The organism is Mesorhizobium sp. RCAM 05104 (assembly GCF_059683645.1).
In genome coordinates this window covers 6,426,736-6,441,695 of record NZ_CM185033.1, presented here as the reverse complement: position 1 = coordinate 6,441,695, position 14,960 = coordinate 6,426,736, and the positions used below count along the sequence as shown (strand labels likewise).

Annotated in this window: 13 protein-coding genes, 1 tRNA gene, 2 pseudogenes and 1 riboswitch; of the genes and pseudogenes, 4 read left to right on the top strand and 12 right to left on the bottom strand. The window is 63.6% G+C overall.

The window, feature by feature from the left end; translation table 11 throughout:
• From cobU to AC56QP_RS31490, 3 genes are read right to left on the bottom strand one after another with little or no spacing between them, the layout of a single operon-like run.
• Positions 1-516: a bifunctional adenosylcobinamide kinase/adenosylcobinamide-phosphate guanylyltransferase gene (gene cobU / locus AC56QP_RS31500; protein ID WP_489861965.1), complete on the bottom strand. Its 516-nt coding sequence runs from the start codon at positions 514-516 to the stop codon at positions 1-3.
• Positions 509-1,306 carry a CbtA family protein gene (locus tag AC56QP_RS31495; RefSeq protein WP_489861966.1) on the bottom strand — a complete coding sequence of 266 codons (798 nt, stop codon included), beginning with the start codon at positions 1,304-1,306 and terminating at the stop codon, positions 509-511. The genes cobU and AC56QP_RS31495 overlap by 8 nt, the downstream gene beginning before the upstream one ends.
• A 15-nt stretch (positions 1,307-1,321) precedes the next feature.
• A complete protein-coding gene (locus AC56QP_RS31490) occupies positions 1,322-1,501 on the bottom strand; it encodes a CbtB domain-containing protein (RefSeq protein WP_091575531.1) in 180 nt (59 codons plus the stop codon).
• A gap of 36 nt (positions 1,502-1,537) precedes the next feature.
• Positions 1,538-1,734: riboswitch (cobalamin riboswitch) on the bottom strand.
• A 139-nt stretch (positions 1,735-1,873) separates the two neighbouring features.
• On the opposite strand from AC56QP_RS31490, the gene AC56QP_RS31485 reads away from it, so the two are divergent.
• Positions 1,874-3,049 (top strand): aromatic ring-hydroxylating oxygenase subunit alpha, encoded by a 1,176-nt coding sequence (locus AC56QP_RS31485; RefSeq protein ID WP_489861967.1) that lies wholly within the window; start codon positions 1,874-1,876, stop codon positions 3,047-3,049.
• 3 nt (positions 3,050-3,052) lie between these two features.
• Here the strand turns inward: AC56QP_RS31485 and AC56QP_RS31480 are convergent, their stop codons facing one another.
• Positions 3,053-4,252 carry an MFS transporter gene (locus AC56QP_RS31480; RefSeq protein WP_489861968.1) on the bottom strand — a complete coding sequence of 400 codons (1,200 nt, stop codon included), beginning with the start codon at positions 4,250-4,252 and terminating at the stop codon, positions 3,053-3,055.
• A 279-nt stretch (positions 4,253-4,531) separates the two neighbouring features.
• Between AC56QP_RS31480 and AC56QP_RS31475 the strand changes: the two genes are divergently transcribed.
• Positions 4,532-5,530: a heparan-alpha-glucosaminide N-acetyltransferase gene (locus tag AC56QP_RS31475; RefSeq protein ID WP_489861969.1), complete on the top strand. Its 999-nt coding sequence runs from the start codon at positions 4,532-4,534 to the stop codon at positions 5,528-5,530.
• Positions 5,527-6,003 carry a methyltransferase family protein gene (locus AC56QP_RS31470; RefSeq protein ID WP_489861970.1) on the top strand — a complete coding sequence of 159 codons (477 nt, stop codon included), beginning with the start codon at positions 5,527-5,529 and terminating at the stop codon, positions 6,001-6,003. Before AC56QP_RS31475 ends, AC56QP_RS31470 begins: the two co-directional genes overlap by 4 nt.
• An 11-nt stretch (positions 6,004-6,014) precedes the next feature.
• Here AC56QP_RS31470 and AC56QP_RS31465 read toward each other — a convergent pair whose 3' ends face one another.
• From AC56QP_RS31465 to AC56QP_RS31450, 4 genes and pseudogenes are all read right to left on the bottom strand, one after another.
• A complete protein-coding gene (locus AC56QP_RS31465) occupies positions 6,015-6,527 on the bottom strand; it encodes an HXXEE domain-containing protein (protein WP_489861971.1) in 513 nt (170 codons plus the stop codon).
• Positions 6,528-6,595: 68 nt separating this feature from the next.
• The gene (locus AC56QP_RS31460) at positions 6,596-6,982 is read right to left on the bottom strand and encodes a MerR family transcriptional regulator (RefSeq protein ID WP_112618641.1); all 387 of its coding nucleotides are present in this window, start codon (positions 6,980-6,982) and stop codon (positions 6,596-6,598) included.
• A 152-nt stretch (positions 6,983-7,134) separates the two neighbouring features.
• Positions 7,135-8,552, bottom strand: a pseudogene (gene mgtE / locus AC56QP_RS31455) (magnesium transporter).
• Between the two features lie 194 nt (positions 8,553-8,746).
• Positions 8,747-8,831: transfer RNA gene (locus AC56QP_RS31450), tRNA-Leu, on the bottom strand.
• A 235-nt stretch (positions 8,832-9,066) separates the two neighbouring features.
• Between AC56QP_RS31450 and lipB the strand changes: the two genes are divergently transcribed.
• Complete coding sequence (gene lipB, locus AC56QP_RS31445; protein ID WP_489861972.1) at positions 9,067-9,810, top strand: lipoyl(octanoyl) transferase LipB; 744 nt, start codon at positions 9,067-9,069, stop codon at positions 9,808-9,810.
• Positions 9,811-9,830: 20 nt separating this feature from the next.
• On the opposite strand, the gene AC56QP_RS31440 is transcribed toward lipB, so the two are convergent.
• The 4 genes and pseudogenes from AC56QP_RS31440 to proS all read right to left on the bottom strand — a co-directional run bounded on the left by AC56QP_RS31440 (position 9,831) and on the right by proS (position 14,921).
• Positions 9,831-11,081: a site-2 protease family protein gene (locus AC56QP_RS31440; protein WP_489861973.1), complete on the bottom strand. Its 1,251-nt coding sequence runs from the start codon at positions 11,079-11,081 to the stop codon at positions 9,831-9,833.
• Between the two features lie 538 nt (positions 11,082-11,619).
• Positions 11,620-12,312, bottom strand: coding sequence for an ABC transporter ATP-binding protein (locus tag AC56QP_RS31435; RefSeq protein WP_256751256.1), 693 nt, complete (start codon positions 12,310-12,312; stop codon positions 11,620-11,622).
• Positions 12,309-13,596 (bottom strand): annotated as a pseudogene (locus AC56QP_RS31430) (lipoprotein-releasing ABC transporter permease subunit). The gene AC56QP_RS31435 and the pseudogene AC56QP_RS31430 overlap by 4 nt, the downstream one beginning before the upstream one ends.
• Complete coding sequence (proS, locus tag AC56QP_RS31425) at positions 13,593-14,921, bottom strand: proline--tRNA ligase (protein WP_489861974.1); 1,329 nt, start codon at positions 14,919-14,921, stop codon at positions 13,593-13,595. Before proS ends, AC56QP_RS31430 begins: the two are co-directional and overlap by 4 nt.
• Positions 14,922-14,960: the final 39 nt, after the last annotated feature.

The following is a 14,960-nucleotide window of genomic DNA, read 5'->3' as shown; positions in this document are numbered from 1 at the left end:
TCATTTCACCTTGAGCGGCAGCCCCGCCACCATCAGCAGCACCGTATCGGCGACCGCGGCGACCTGCTGGTTGAGCCGGCCGGCGGCATCGCGGAAACGGCGAGCCAGTGCATTGTCCGGCACGATACCTTGCCCGACTTCATTGGAAACCACGAACCACGGCCCGCGTGGCCGCGACAGCACAGCCGCCAGCCGCCGGCATTCCAGGTCGAGATCATGTTCGGCCAGCATGTGATTGGTCAACCACAGCGTCAGGCAGTCGACAAGCACCGGCTGATTGTCCGGCAAGGTCCCCAGCGCGCCGGTCAGATCGAGCGGCGCGTCGAGGGTCGTCCAGCCTTCGCCGCGTCGCGACCGGTGCAGCGCGATGCGTTCACGCATCTCGTCATCATAGGCTTGAGCCGTGGCGATATAGGCCCATGGCGAGCGCAAGGCCGTCGCCAGCGTTTCGGCGTGCGCGCTCTTGCCGGAGCGCGCGCCACCGATGATGAAAGTCAGCTTGCTGCGATCAGGCAAAGCTGTCGCGCAGGCTGGTCGCGGTGCCGGTGAAGCGGCCGCGCACCACCCCAACAACCACGCCAAGCACCAGCCAGAACACCAGATTGGTCAGCGTCACCGCCACCACGAACTGGTGGTGGAGGCCCTCCGGGATCGCTGTCTCGAAGCTGTCGGGCTGTGGCGCGCCAACGACATGCGGTGCCACGATCAAGGCCACACCCAGGATCGCCAGCGGCAGCGATTTGCGGAAGGCGATTAGGCCAAGACCGGCCGCGGTCACCGCAACCGTTGCCCACCACCAGATCTGGCGCTGGGTGAGATCGGCCGCCGGCATGGCCGGCAGTTCCGGCGGCAGGCCGAGGCCCGGCGCCAGCGTGAACACGGCAAAGCCGGCCAGTCCCCAGAACACGCCCTGACGCCAATTGCCGATGCCCCCGGCGAATTCGGAGACCGCGACCAGGATCAGGGCGAAGCCGATTCCGGTGACGATATTGGCAAGCACGCTGAAGGCGAAACGCTCGAAACCGTCGGCCGGCGCCCAGCCTTCGTCTTCCGCCGCCGGAGCGGCTGCTTGCGCCGGCGCGGCAGAACTCATGGCATTCGCCGCCGGGGCGGCCGTGCTCATGGCATTGGTATCTGTTGCGGCCGGTGCGGCGTGGTCATGGTGATGGCCGCCGCCGGCCTGTTCGTAGACTTCCGCCTTCAGGATCAGAGGCACGGTGGCGTAGGCCTGCATGCTGGCGAGAACGACGCCGGCCACGAGCCCTGCGATCGCCGCGATGAACACGACGTTGCGAAACAGGTTCATGATGTCAGACCCTTGTCAGTGGCAGGGAAACGCCATCGAATGGCGATAGTCGTGGGCGGCATTGTGGACCGCATCGATATGCGAGAAGCCGACAAAGCCCATCACGAAAATGCCGAGAAACGCAGCAAGAGCTAGCTGCATGAAGCGCGACTGCGAGGAGACGGAAGCGCCGAGCGAGACGGAAGCGGTATTCATGTCTTGTCCTTTCGCCCTCCACCCGAGGGCATCGAAGTCAGTTTCCTGTCGCCGGCAGGTCTCCTGGCTCGCGGTTCAGCGCCCTTCCCCACCTTCCCGAAGAGAAATCTTCAGTGGCATATGGAGAGGACTACCGCACACAGTTGCGGGGGCAGCCACGGCATTGGGCGAAAACTCGCCCGCACCGCATTCCCTCTTGGCTCCAAAATGGAACCGACGACATCAGCGACTATAGGCAGAATCGTCGCCTCCGGCAAACCAAATTCCACCGCCAACCATCGTGAATGCGTCGTGCCACCAGGCGGTCCACCGGTGCGGCAATTGACAATTTTCCTGGCCGGGTGTCGGCTGACGCGTCACAGGACGCCAGCCATGCAGCCCAGCCCGAGCCAGCACGATCCCTATAACGGCCTCACCCGGGCCGAGCCGACGCTGCCATCGTCAGCCTATTGGGACGCGGACAGCTATCAGCGCGACCTCGATGCGATCTGGTACAGAAGCTGGCTGCTCGTCTGCCGCGAAACCGACCTTGCCCAACCGCTTTGCTTCCGCACCTTCCGCGTCGGCACGCAGGAAATCGTCCTGTTGCGCGACGAGACCGGCGAACTGCGCGCCTTCCACAACACCTGCCGGCATCGCGGCTCGCAGCTTTGCCAGGAAAGCGAGGGGCGGCTGAAGGCGCGGCTGATCACCTGCCCCTATCATGCCTGGTCCTACTCGCTGCGCGGCGATCTCGTGCGCGTGCCGTCGAAATCGCTGCCGGATGGCTTCGACAAGGCCAACCATCCGCTCTATCGCGTCGCGCTGTCGGTGTGGCGCGGCTTCGTCTTCGTCAATTTGCAGGAGGATGCCACCACCTCGGCCCAGTCATGCTTCGATCCCGCCTCCGGCGATCTCGGCAACTGGCCGCTGGAGACGCTGGTGAGCGGCCATGTGCTGCGCAAGGTGATGAACTGCAACTGGAAGATCTTTTGGGAAAACTTCAACGAATGCCTGCACTGCCCGGGCGTCCACAAGGACTTGTCGCGGCTGGTACCGATCTATGGCCGCGGCCTGATGAGCCGGCACGACGACCCCAACTGGGCCCGTCACGCCGACAATGACGCGCCGGAATTTTCCGGCGGTTTGCGCGAGGGCGCGCAGACATGGTCGCGTGACGGCCAGGCGCACGGGCCGGTCTTCACCGGCCTCACACCAGCCGAACGCGCCGCCGGCCAGACCTATGCCACCAACCTGCCGTCGATGTTCATTGTCGGCCATGTCGACTATGTTCGCACGGTGCGGCTGGTGCCGCTTGGCCCCGAGCAGACCGAGCTTGTCGCCGAATGGCTGTTCGCGCCCGAGGCGCTCCCTGCGACCGACATCGACAACATCATCGCCTTCGGCACCCAGGTGCTGGAGGAGGATGCGGCAATCTGCGAGGTCAACCAGAAGGGCCTGCGCTCGATGCGCCACAAGGCCGGCGTGCTGATGCCCGAGGAGTATGATCTGCATCGCTTCCACAACTGGGTGCGCGAGCGGCACGCGGCGCTTTCGCCGGCGCCCTGATCCTCACAGCGACTTCGGCAGATACCGCCAGGTCACAAAGCCGCAAACCGCCGCCAGCAGACTGAGCGTGACGAACACCGAGCCGAGCCCGAAGAAGGCCAGCACCACGGAATAGACCAGTGGCGGCGTCAGTTCGGAAAAGTCGAGATAGGTGCGGTAGACCGCCGCCATCTGCGCCCGCTCATAGGAGCGCACCGAGCGCATGAAGGCTGTCGAGCCCAGCGCGTCGAGCGCAATGGTGAAGAACGCGCCGCACAGCAGGAAGGCACCGGTGAGCAACGGTTCGGTTACGCCCACCGCGCCCGCCGCCATAAGCATCGCCGACATGGCGAAATAGGCGAATGTCATGGTCCTGCGGCCACCGAAGCGTTTTCCCGCCTTGCCCCAGAAGATGGCCATGAACAGCAGCGCATTGCCTGCCGAAACCAGGAGGCCTCCGGCCAGCTTGCCCTCGTCGGTGATCACCATGAACAGCGGCCCATAAACGAAGAACGTCGTCCAGAAACAGGAACGGCCGAAGGCGATCAGCCATGCCAGCCTCAACCTTGGTTGCGCGACGAAGCGGCCGATATTGGCGAGTGGGTTGGCGGGCCGGGTCTTGCCCGGGCGGATCGAGGGGTTGTCGCCAAGCCGGTAGGTCCAGAACAGCGCCAGCAGGGCAAGAGCGAACACGGCCACGGCACCATGCGCGGCATAGATGCCGAAGCGCGTGTAGAGGAAGATGCCGAGCGTCGGCCCGCCCGTCCAGGCGAACATCGACCACGCCATGCGCAGCGATTCGGCCTGCATGAAGTCGGTCTTGCGGATGTGGTCCATGATGTAGAGGTTGAGCGTGATCGACAGCGCGCTGGCGCCCATCACGCGGCACAGCATACCGGCCAGTTGCCCGGCAAGCGTGTGCGTGACGAAGAACAGCGAGCCGATGGCCAGCAGGCACGCACCGGCGGTGTAGACCCAGCGCCGGGCAAAACGGCGGATCAGCATCGGCATGAACAGCGTCACCGACAGGCCGAGCAACGCCACGATGGTGTAGAGGATCGAGACGATCTGCTCGTTGTGGAGGATCTCGTAGGCCTGGATCGGGATGACGCTCGAGACCGTGGCGCGTGCGAAGGATTCGACCGCATAGAGCGAGGCGAATGTACGCGCATCCGCGGCCTTGAGGGCCGGAAGCCAGATCGGATGGCGCACATGGGTGGACATTGCTTCCCCAAAGCAGAATCGCGGCATCAAATCTGCCGCCGCGATCCATCCCCCCGGTAACAGGAAACCGACGCCTTCCCGGTAAAATGCGAAATCGGTCAAAGGCTTTCCAGCGCTGGCCCAAAGCGAGCCTGACGCGGCGCAGTTGGATCTTTGCACCTCAGGGAATCCCGACGCTGCTGTCCACGGGCAATCGGCATCGAAGCACGCATGGTCAGCTTCTTTTGTCCGGTGCAACCGTGATAGTCGTCATGCGGGGCTGATTCAGATCGCGAGACCATGAGCATCCATACGCCGACCGCACCCGTTCAGGATCAACCGAAGCGCATCATCGCCATCGACATCGTGCGCGGCATCGCGCTCATCGCCATGGCGAGCTACCATTTCACCTGGGATCTGGAATTCTTCGGCTACACCGATCCTGGCCTGACCGCCTTCGGCTTGTGGAAGATCTACGCGCGCTGCATCGCCTCGACCTTCCTGTTCCTGGTCGGTGTCAGCCTGTACCTCGCCCATGGCCGGCGGATCCGCTGGAACGGCTTCTGGAAGCGTTTCGCCATGGTCGCCGGAGCGGCGATCGCCATTTCGGTCGTCACCCGCATCGCCACGCCGGACGGCTTCATCTTCTTCGGCATCCTGCACGAAATTGCACTCGCCAGCCTGCTTGGCCTGCTGTTCCTTCGGCTGCCGGCGCTGCTGACGCTTGTTGTTGCCGCGCTCGTCATCGCGGCGCCCGTCTATCTGCGCCTCGAGGCTTTCGACCATCCGTGGCTGTTGTGGGTCGGCCTCTCGGCAACCAGCCCGCGCTCCAATGACTACGTTCCGCTGTTCCCCTGGTTCGGCGCGGTGCTCCTCGGCATCGCCGCGGCGAAACTCGCCTCCGCCTCCGGCCTACGGGCGCGCCTGGCGAGCCTCACGCCGGGTCGTTGGGCCAATCCGCTGGTCTTCATCGGCCGGCACAGCCTGGCTTTCTATTTGATCCACCAGCCGCTGCTGATCGGCTGTGTCTGGCTGTTTTCGCAAGTGATGCCGGCCAAGGTCGAAACCCCGCAGGTGAATTTCCTGAAGACCTGCCAACTGTCGTGCGAGCAGTCGCGCGACACCGAATTCTGTGCGAGCTATTGTGTGTGCATGCTCGACACGCTCGAGGGCGAGGCCTCTCTTGATCGCCTCTACAACAACGACCAGACTGCGGACTGGAAGGCGCATCTGTCCGATCTCGCCGGCATGTGCACCGCCAAGACCGAAGACAAGATGACTGAGGGAGGGGCACAATGACCGAGAACCAGCCGAAGCCGGGCCTCATACCGTGGCCGCCGCTGATCTACATCGCCGCCATCGCTATCAGCGTCGCCCTCGGTCTTTTCTATCCCCTGCCCTGGATCGGCGACCTGCTCGGCGACATCCTGTTCGCCGCCGGCTGGGTGGCGCTGTTCGGCGTCGCGGCACTCTGGTTCACCGCGATCCGCACGATGACCCGAGCCAAGACAACGCTCAACCCCAATGCGGTGCCCGATCACCTTGTCACCACAGGTCCCTTCGGCATCACCCGCAATCCGATGTATCTGGCCAACACGCTGCTGTTGATCGGCGTCGGCTTTGTTTCGGGGATCGCATGGTTCCTGCTGTTTGCCTTCATCGCCGCCTTCGCCACGCAGAAGGTCGCGATCGAGGGAGAGGAAAAGATCCTGGCGGCGAAGTTCGGCAAGAAATACCGCGACTACGCCAAACGCGTGCGGCGCTGGATCTGAGGCGCGGCGGATCAGTCCGAAGCCTTGTGTGGCGCGCCTGCCGTGTCCGGAAGCAGTTTCCGGCCGACATAAAACAGCACCGGGATCAGCAGCACGATGGCCAGGACGACGGCGGGCGCTGACAAGGCGAAGCCGGTCGCCGAAATATATCCCTCGCGAAATGCCTGATGCAGCAGAGCCGCGGTGACCGGCAGGTTCAGTGCGAGAGCGGTCGCGGTCCCCGGCATATAGCGGCGCGTGACCATTGTGACGAGCAGATGTGGAAAAGCCACGTTGAGCAGCATCGCAAGCGCATAGCCCGACAGGACGTAGGCGCCGAAACTCTCCCGTCCCTGCACGGTGGCGAGCAAAGCCGCAACGCCAGCAAGAACAACCAGCACGAACACCGCGAAGCGGAATTCGTTGGCCCCGACGGGACGATGCCAGCGCCCCGCCCGCTCGGACCAGGCGGGCAGGAAAACCGCCTCCTCCAGATTGTGGACGGTGACGGCGGCGACAAACAGCCAGGCGAGAGTGATGAACATGACGTGATCGATCGCCGGTTCAAGCTTTCACGGTTCCTGGCGGCGAGACATCGGAGCAACCGCACCGGTCAGGTGTTGACGCCGAGCTCCACCAGCCGCTCGACGCACGACTCTTCGGCCTGGTCGAGTTCGGCCAGCGTCTCCTCGAGGTCGCGGCGCTTCTGCCGCAGATCCTCGCGCTTTTCCTCGATCCGCTTGATCATCAGCTTGAGTTGACCGACCTCGCCCGGAGGCTCCTTGTACATCTGGATGATTTCGCGGATCTCGTTGATCGAGAAGCCGAGCCTCTTGCCGCGCATGATCTGGCGGATGAGGTGGCGATCGGATGGGCGAAACAGCCGCGTGCGGCCACGCCGCACCGGCTGCACCAGCCCCTCGTCCTCATAGAAACGCAGCGTCCGCGTCGACACGTCGAATTCGCGGGTCAGCTCGGTGATCGTATAGTATTCCCGCATTGTCACTCCAAATGCCGGAATCCCGGGCGATCGCAATGCGGCGTTCCCTTCTGTCCCGAACCAAACCCATGCCATGCCGGAATCGACATGGCACCCCGAACAAGCCTCGCACGGCATTTACGTAAAAGTCAATTGACGGCGCGACACGCGCTTCAGTGCACCCCGAACCACCACGTGGCAATGCCAAGGAAGGCGAAGAAGCCGACGACATCGGTGACCGTGGTGACGAAGACCGCCGAGGCGACCGCCGGGTCGACCTTGAAGCGGTCGAGCAGCAGCGGGATCAGAATGCCAGCCAAGGCGGCCGCGAACATGTTGATGATCATCGCCGCGGCAATGATGCCGCCCAGATTGTTGTCGTGGAACCAGGTCGCGGCGACGATGCCGATCAGGATGGCGAACACGATACCGTTGATGAAGCCGACGCCCATCTCGCGGCGGATGATGCGGCCGGCATTGTAGATATCGAGATCCTTCGTCGCCAGCGCGCGCACCGTCACCGTCATCGTCTGCGAGCCGGCATTGCCGCCCATGCCGGCCACGATCGGCATCAGCACCGCCAGCGCCACGATATGCTCGATCGTGCGGTCGAACAGGCCGATCACCGAAGCCGCAAGGAAGGCGGTCAGAAGATTGACCAGCAGCCAGGGAACGCGCGACCGCGAGGTCGAAAAATACTGTCGGAAAGCTCTTCGTCGCCGACACCGCCCATGCGCAAGAGGTCTTCTTCCGCTTCCTGCTGGATGACGTCGACGACGTCGTCGATGGTCAGCACGCCAACCAGCCGCTCGTTCTCGTCGACGACGGCGGCCGACAACAGGTCATATTGCTCGAATTCCCGCGCCGCCTCTTCCTGGTCCATGGTGGCCGGAATGGCGTGCCGCGTCTCATGCATGACCTCCTCGACCTTGACCGCGCGCTTGGTGCGCAGGATCTGGTCGAGGTCGATGGCGCCGAGCAGCTTGAAGGTCGGATCGATGACGAAGATCTGGCTGAAGCGCTCAGGCAAGTTCCTGTCCTCGCGCATGTAGTCGATGGTCTGGCCGATCGTCCAGAACGGCGGCACCGCGACGAACTCCGTCTGCATGCGCCGGCCGGCCGTCTCCTCCGGATAGTCGAGCGAGCGGCGCAGCCTGATCCGCTCGGTGAACGGCAGTTGCGACAGGATCTCGTCCTGGTCTTCCTTTTCGAGGTCTTCGAGAATGTAGACCGCGTCGTCGGAATCGAGCTCCTGCACCGCCTGCGCGATCTGCGCGTTGGGCAGGTTGTCGACGATCTCCATGCGGATCGCCTCGTCGACCTCGGTCAGCGAGGAGAAATCGAAGTCGGCGCCCAACAACTCGACCAGCAGGCGGCGCTGTTCGGGATGCAGCGCCTCGAGCAGGTCGCCAAGCTCCGACTGGTGAAGATCGTCGACTTCATGCTTGAGCGTGAGCGTGTCGCGATCGGCGATCGCCGCGCCGATCTGGGCCAGGAAGGACGAAAGGACAACGCCGTCCTCGCCATAGATGTCGGCGTGGTGCTCGTCGGCTGCCCTGGCGCCGGTCGTCCTTTCGTCCTGGCCTTCCACCAGCGCCTCCCGCCATCGCGATCCCGGAAAAGGTGCCTGTCAGGTCTAAAGCATCGGACTCAAAAGTGGAAACCGGTTTGGGGAAAATCCGATGCTCAAAAAGAAAGATGCGTAGCGCGCGGGAATATCAAACGAGGTGAGCCCTGCCCGCACGGGCCGGAGGCTGGCACAGATCAGATTCTGGGAAGAGAGAATGGTGCGGTCGAGAAGACTCGAACTTCCACGGGTTGCCCCACAGCGACCTCAACGCTGCGCGTCTACCAATTCCGCCACGACCGCACGTGGTAGGAGCCGGAACCGACCGGCTCGCGGCGTGTAGCAAATCGTTTCCGGCGAAACAAGTGCGCGGCAAGCAATAATCTCCATCGATTGGCATAACACTCCACAGGATCGGAAAGCATGGCCGGAACTGGACGTTTCCGCCTGATGTCGCCATATGGAGGGCAAATGCATATCGCCCAAAAGTGCAAGGCGGTTTTGGGGTACGATAGGCATAAGCAAAAAGCGACACGCCATGCCAGAACGCAGCCAGATCGCCACGTCGTTCCTGCCGTTGCCCGGTTCGGCGCCGGTCGAATGGCGGATCGAGCCGGGCCTCACCGCCTATCCCGATGCACTTGCCTTCATGGAGGCTCGCGCAGAGGCGATCCGAAGCGGCACCGCCGGCGAAATGGTCTGGCTGGTCGAGCACCCGCCGCTCTACACCGCCGGCACCAGCGCCCGCATCGAGGACCTGATCGACGCCAACCGCTTCCCGGTGTTCGCGGCGGGGCGCGGCGGCGAATACACCTACCATGGGCCGGGCCAGCGGGTCGCCTATGTCATGCTCGACCTGAAACGCCGGCGCGAGGATGTCCGCGCCTTTGTCGCCGCGCTCGAACAGTGGATCATTGGCACGCTCGCCGCCTTCAACGTGCATGGCGAGCGCCGCGAGGACCGCGTCGGCGTCTGGGTGGTGCGGCCGGATCGCCCTGCCCTGCCGGACGGCTCGCCGGCCGAGGACAAAATCGCCGCTATCGGCATCAGGCTGCGGCGCTGGGTGAGCTTTCATGGCATCGCTATCAATGTCGAACCCGATCTCGACCATTTCGGCGGCATCGTGCCGTGTGGCGTGCAGGATCACGGCGTCACCAGCCTCGTCGACCTCGGCCTTCCCCTGACAATGGCCGATCTCGACCTGGCGCTGAAATCCGCCTTCGAGGACGTCTTCGGTCCCGCCACGGCTTCGCATTTGGAAGTGGCCCGCAAGACCGGTTGATGCTTCCTATCTGGGCCTGTTCAGGTCAGCTGCGCCGACGCCCACAAGACGCCATAGCCGTGGATGGCGAACACTGCCAGCAGCGCTGCCGCCATGGCGAGGCGATCGATAGTGCGGATCGGCTTCAGCTCGTGGCGCGGCTTTACCCCGCTGCCCACGGTCAAAAGACTGAGGATTGAAAAGATTGCTCCGGCCGCGAGCAGAAAGCCGGAGGAGAAGCCGGCCTGCCGGCCAAGCGCCAGGAAGGCAGAAAGCAGGAAGAACGAAGCCAACGCTAGCACGATCGGCCCCGGGCAGATCTGGCGCAGCACCTGGCCGCCGTCGAACTTCCAGACCGGCACCAGATTGGCGATGTTGAACAAGGCGACGCAGCCAGCCAGCGTTGCCAGCAGCATCGCCGCCAATCGATGTCCTTCCGCGCCGGCAAAGGTACTGGCGGCGATGACGACCGGCACCAGGAAGGCGGAGAAACCGGCGCCCATCAACGCCACGAAGGCCACCTCGAAGCGGCTGTCATAGGGCCGGCCGCCAATGGCGATGCCTCCGAGCAGAGGGATGAAGATCATCCGCGCCTTGCTGTGCCCCATCAGGCGAAACGCCGCCATGTGGCCGAGCTCGTGCAAGGCCACCACCGACGTCAGGATCGCGGCCAGCGCCAGCCCGCCTAAGTGAAGGCCGAAGAACGGCCACAGAATCAGCGCCGAAAGACCCGCGAAGCCGACCTGGCTCAGCGGATGCTCGAACCAGCCGCCCTTGCGATACTGTCCGGTCCTGGCCCAGCGCTGCAGCTTGCCGAGTTCGCGGCGCATGGCGAAATAGCGAAACACCAGGAAGGCAACGCCGCGATAGCGATCGGTCTGGCTGAACGTCACCCGTGTGCTGCCGCCCTCGGAAACGAGTTCGACGCTTTCGCGGTAGTTCGCCCAGAACGAGGCGTCGAGCGCGGTGTCCTCGATGACGCGCATCGAGAAACGGCTACCCTCGACAACCTCCTCGAACTGCGACTTGCGCTCGATCGGCTTGCCGTCGCGGCCTTCCCAAGACAGCACGATCCGGGCCAGGCCCTTCCCGTCCAGTGCCTCGGCGGAAAGGATCTCGCCGGACCAGCCGGCATCGCTGCCCAGCGGCCACAGCGCCTGCCAGAGGCGGTGGCGGTCCATCGCCACCAGGCGGCTCAGCCTGACCGTGCGCAAACCAAGCGGCACGGTCATCAAAAGAAAGATCAGCCCGAGATTGCTGGCCACGAGGATGGCCGTGACGATGGGCGGCACGTGACATTGCTCCTTGCCTCAGCAGGGATATCCTAACGTCACGACGGGCAAGAAAAGCTTAACGGCGGAGCGGTCTTTGCCCGCCCGCAGCAATTCATCGTTTCATGGAAACGCAGAACTGCCCGGTCCCTTTTGTTCTGGCGCAATTCCCAAGGGAAAGCGCCATGCGCTTTTCCCGGGAAAACCGTTTCACACATTTCCTGGAATTGCGCGGCAACAGCGACGGCTTATGCCGTCAGCTCACATGGCTCCGATCCAGATCGCCATGGAAATGAGAAAGGTGCTCATGCAGACCAGTGAGACGACATCCTGAACCAGATCGGTCATAACTCTCTCCTGTTGTTGATATGTTCTCAATTTGTTCTAATTTTGTGCTATTGTCAACGACCAGAATCCGGCCGCATCCGGAATTTCCAGGCGATCAGATCGGCAGGGTTAAGGAAAGGTTGACGGGCGTGCGGCGAGCACCCGATGGAGCGCAAACACGCTCTGGTGGCGGACTATCGGTGAGCCCGCCAGGATATGGCGAGACTGAAGATCAGCCCGAGCCGAGGGGCACGACCTTGCCGTCGGCCAGGGTGACGCGCCGGTCCATGCGCGATGCCAGTTCGTGATTATGGGTCGCGATCAGCGCCGCGAGGCCGGATTGCTTGACCAGTGCGCCCAGTGCGTCGAACACATAGGAGGCGGTGACCGGGTCGAGATTGCCTGTCGGCTCGTCCGCCAGCAGCACCAGCGGTGCATTGGCAACCGCACGCGCGATGGCAACGCGTTGCTGCTCACCGCCGGAGAGTTCGGATGGCCGGTGCGACGCGCGCTTGCCGATCTGCATGTAGTCGAGCAGCTGCGCCGCGCGCTCGGCCGCCTCCTTGCGCGGCAGCCCCTTGATGAGCTGCGGCATCATGATGTTTTCCAGCGCCGTGAACTCCGGCAGCAGGTGATGGAACTGGTAGACGAAGCCGACATCGTTGCGGCGGATCGACGTGCGTTCGTCGTCGGAGAGCCGTCCGCAGGCACGACCGGCCAGAATCACGTCGCCTGCGTCGGGGCGCTCCAGCAGGCCCGCGGTATGCAGCAGCGTCGACTTGCCGCTACCGGACGGCGCCACCAGCGCCACCATCTCGCCGCGCTTCAGCGAGAAATCGGCGCCGTTGAGAATGGTGAGCTTGCGCGGACCCTGGACGTAGTGCCGCTCAACGCTCTTCAGCTCGATAATGGCCTCGGCCATCATTCATACCTCAAGGCTTCGACGGGATCGAGCCGGGCGGCCCGCCACGCCGGAAACACCGTTGCCAGGAAGGACAACCCGAGCGCCATGATGACGACGTAGGTGGTCTCGCGCGGATCCATCTTCGCCGGCAGCTGGCTGAGGAAGTAAAGCTCGGGGTTGAACAGCACCTTGCCGGTCATCCAGGAGAAGAACTGGCGGATCGATTCGATGTTGGTGCAGATGACGATGCCGAGCAGGACGCCGGCGAGCGTGCCTGTCACGCCGATCGCAGCCCCCGTCATCAGGAAGATGCGCAGGATGGCCCCTCGGGTAGCGCCCATGGTGCGCAGGATGGCGATGTCGTGCCCCTTGTCCTTCACCAGCATGATCAGGCCGGAGATGATGTTGAGCGCCGCCACCAGCACGATCAGCGTCAGGATCATGAACATGACGTTGCGCTCGACCTGCAGGGCGGAAAAGAAGGTCTCGTTGCGCTGGCGCCAGTCGACGAGGTCGATCGGCCGCTGCGCCGCCTCCTCCACCTTCGGCTTCAGCGCGTCGACATCGTCGGGATTGTCGACATAGATCTCGATCGTCTGCGCCCGGCCGTCCATGTTGAAATAGAGCTGCGCTTCCGAAAACGGCATGTAGACGATCGAGCTGTCATACTCCGACATGCCGACTTCGAAGATCGCGGTGATCGGATAGCCCTTCATGCGCGGCGTCGTGCCCAGCGGCGTCACGTCACCGTCCGGCGAGATCAAGGTGATGGTGTCGCCAAGCGCCAGGCCGAGATTCTCGGCCATGCGCTTGCCGATGGCGACGCCCTCGCCCGTGTCGAAACCGGCGATCGAACCCTGCTTGATGTTGCCGGCGACGATGGCGATCTTGCCCAGGTCCTCGCCGCGTATGCCGCGCACCAGCGCGCCGGTGCCGCCACCGACATTGCCTTGCGCCAGCACCTGGCCGTCGATCAGCGGGATGGCGTATTTGACGCCGGGCACGCCATTGATGCGGCCGGCGACCTGCGCATAGTCCTCAAGCGGCGAGATCGAGCGGCTGCACGATCAGATGGCCGTTGACGCCGAGGATGCGCGTCAACAGCTCCGCCCTGAAGCCGTTCATCACCGCCATGACCACGATCAGCGTGGCGACCCCCAGCATGATGCCGAGGAAGGAGATCGAGGCGATCACCGAAATCACCGTCTCCTTGCGCCGCGAGCGCAGATAGCGCCATGCGACCATGCGCTCGAAGATGGAAAAGGGTCCGGCGCCCACCGGTCTTGCCGCCACCGCCTCGCTCATGCGGCGACACCGAAGCGCTGTTTCACGGCGGCGACCGGCAGCGTCTCACGCTCGCCAGTCTTGCGATTCTTGATCTCGATCTCGCCGGCGGCCACGCCGCGGGGCCCGACGATCACTTGCCACGGCAGGCCGATCAGATCGGCGGTGGCGAACTTTCCGCCGGGCCGCTGGTCGGTGTCGTCGTAGAGCACGTCCTTGCCGGCGGCAACGAAAGCGGCATGCAGTTCGTCGCAGACCCGGTCGCACTCGGCGTCGCCCGCCTTCATGTTGATCAGCCCGATGTCGAACGGCGCCACCGCTTCCGGCCAGATGATGCCGTTGTCGTCATGGCTGGCTTCGATGATCGCAGCCACCAGCCGTGACGGCCCGATGCCGTAGGAGCCTCCGGAAACGAAGTGATCCTTGCCGTCGGGCCCGGTCACCTTGGCTCCCATCGGCTTGGAGTATTTGTCGCCGAAATGGAAGATATGGCCGACCTCGATGCCGCGTGCCGAAACCTTGTCGTTTTCGCCGATCTTTTCCCAGGCCGCCTCGTCATGCATCTCGTCGGTGGCGGCGTAGGGCGTCGTCCACGTCTTGACGATGTCGCCGATCTCGGCGTCGTCGGCGAAGTCTGTAGTCTCGCCGGGCACACCGAGCGAAAGATAGTCGCGATGGCAGAAGACCTGGCTCTCGCCGGTGTCGGCGAGGATGATGAATTCGTGGCTGAGATCGCCGCCGATCGGCCCCGTGTCGGCCCGCATCGGAATCGCCTGCAGCCCCATGCGCGTGAAAGTCCTGAGATAGGACACGAACATGCGGTTATAGGCCGCCTTTGCGCCCTCGAAGTCGAGATCGAAGGAATAGGCGTCCTTCATCAGGAATTCTCTGCTGCGCATGACGCCGAAGCGCGGCCGCACTTCGTCACGGAACTTCCACTGGATGTGGTAGAGATTGAGCGGCAGGTCCTTGTAGGATTTCACGTAGGCGCGCACGATCTCGGTGACCACTTCCTCATTGGTCGGACCGTAAAGCATGTCGCGGTCCTGGCGATCCTTGATGCGCAGCATCTCCTTGCCATAGTCGTCATAGCGACCGCTTTCGCGCCACAGATCGGCCGATTGAATGGTCGGCATCAGGATTTCCAGCGCACCGGCGCGGTTTTGCTCCTCGCGGATGATGCGGCAGACCTTGTCCAGCACCCGCTTGCCGAGTGGCAACCACGAAAAACTGCCTTGCCCCTGCTGGCGGATCATGCCGGCGCGAAGCATCAACCGGTGCGAGACAATTTCGGCCTCTCGCGGATTTTCTTTGAGTATAGGCAGGAAATAGCGCGACAAACGCATGGACTGTTCCGTGAGAGAGGATGGCCCCGCCGGAATCGG

Bases quoted from the DNA above. Each gene is read 5' to 3' on its own strand.
- AC56QP_RS31470 (WP_489861970.1), top strand. From the start codon at position 5,527: ATGACCGAGAACCAGCCGAAGCCGGGCCTCATACCGTGGCCGCCGCTG.
- AC56QP_RS31460 (WP_112618641.1), bottom strand. From the start codon at position 6,982: ATGCGGGAATACTATACGATCACCGAGCTGACCCGCGAATTCGACGTG.
- AC56QP_RS31490 (WP_091575531.1), bottom strand. From the start codon at position 1,501: ATGAATACCGCTTCCGTCTCGCTCGGCGCTTCCGTCTCCTCGCAGTCG.
- AC56QP_RS31485 (WP_489861967.1), top strand. From the start codon at position 1,874: ATGCAGCCCAGCCCGAGCCAGCACGATCCCTATAACGGCCTCACCCGG.
- AC56QP_RS31435 (WP_256751256.1), bottom strand. From the start codon at position 12,312: ATGATGGCCGAGGCCATTATCGAGCTGAAGAGCGTTGAGCGGCACTAC.
- proS (WP_489861974.1), bottom strand. From the start codon at position 14,921: ATGCGTTTGTCGCGCTATTTCCTGCCTATACTCAAAGAAAATCCGCGA.
- AC56QP_RS31495 (WP_489861966.1), bottom strand. From the start codon at position 1,306: ATGAACCTGTTTCGCAACGTCGTGTTCATCGCGGCGATCGCAGGGCTC.
- AC56QP_RS31465 (WP_489861971.1), bottom strand. From the start codon at position 6,527: ATGTTCATCACTCTCGCCTGGCTGTTTGTCGCCGCCGTCACCGTCCAC.
- lipB (WP_489861972.1), top strand. From the start codon at position 9,067: ATGCCAGAACGCAGCCAGATCGCCACGTCGTTCCTGCCGTTGCCCGGT.
- AC56QP_RS31475 (WP_489861969.1), top strand. From the start codon at position 4,532: ATGAGCATCCATACGCCGACCGCACCCGTTCAGGATCAACCGAAGCGC.
- AC56QP_RS31480 (WP_489861968.1), bottom strand. From the start codon at position 4,252: ATGTCCACCCATGTGCGCCATCCGATCTGGCTTCCGGCCCTCAAGGCC.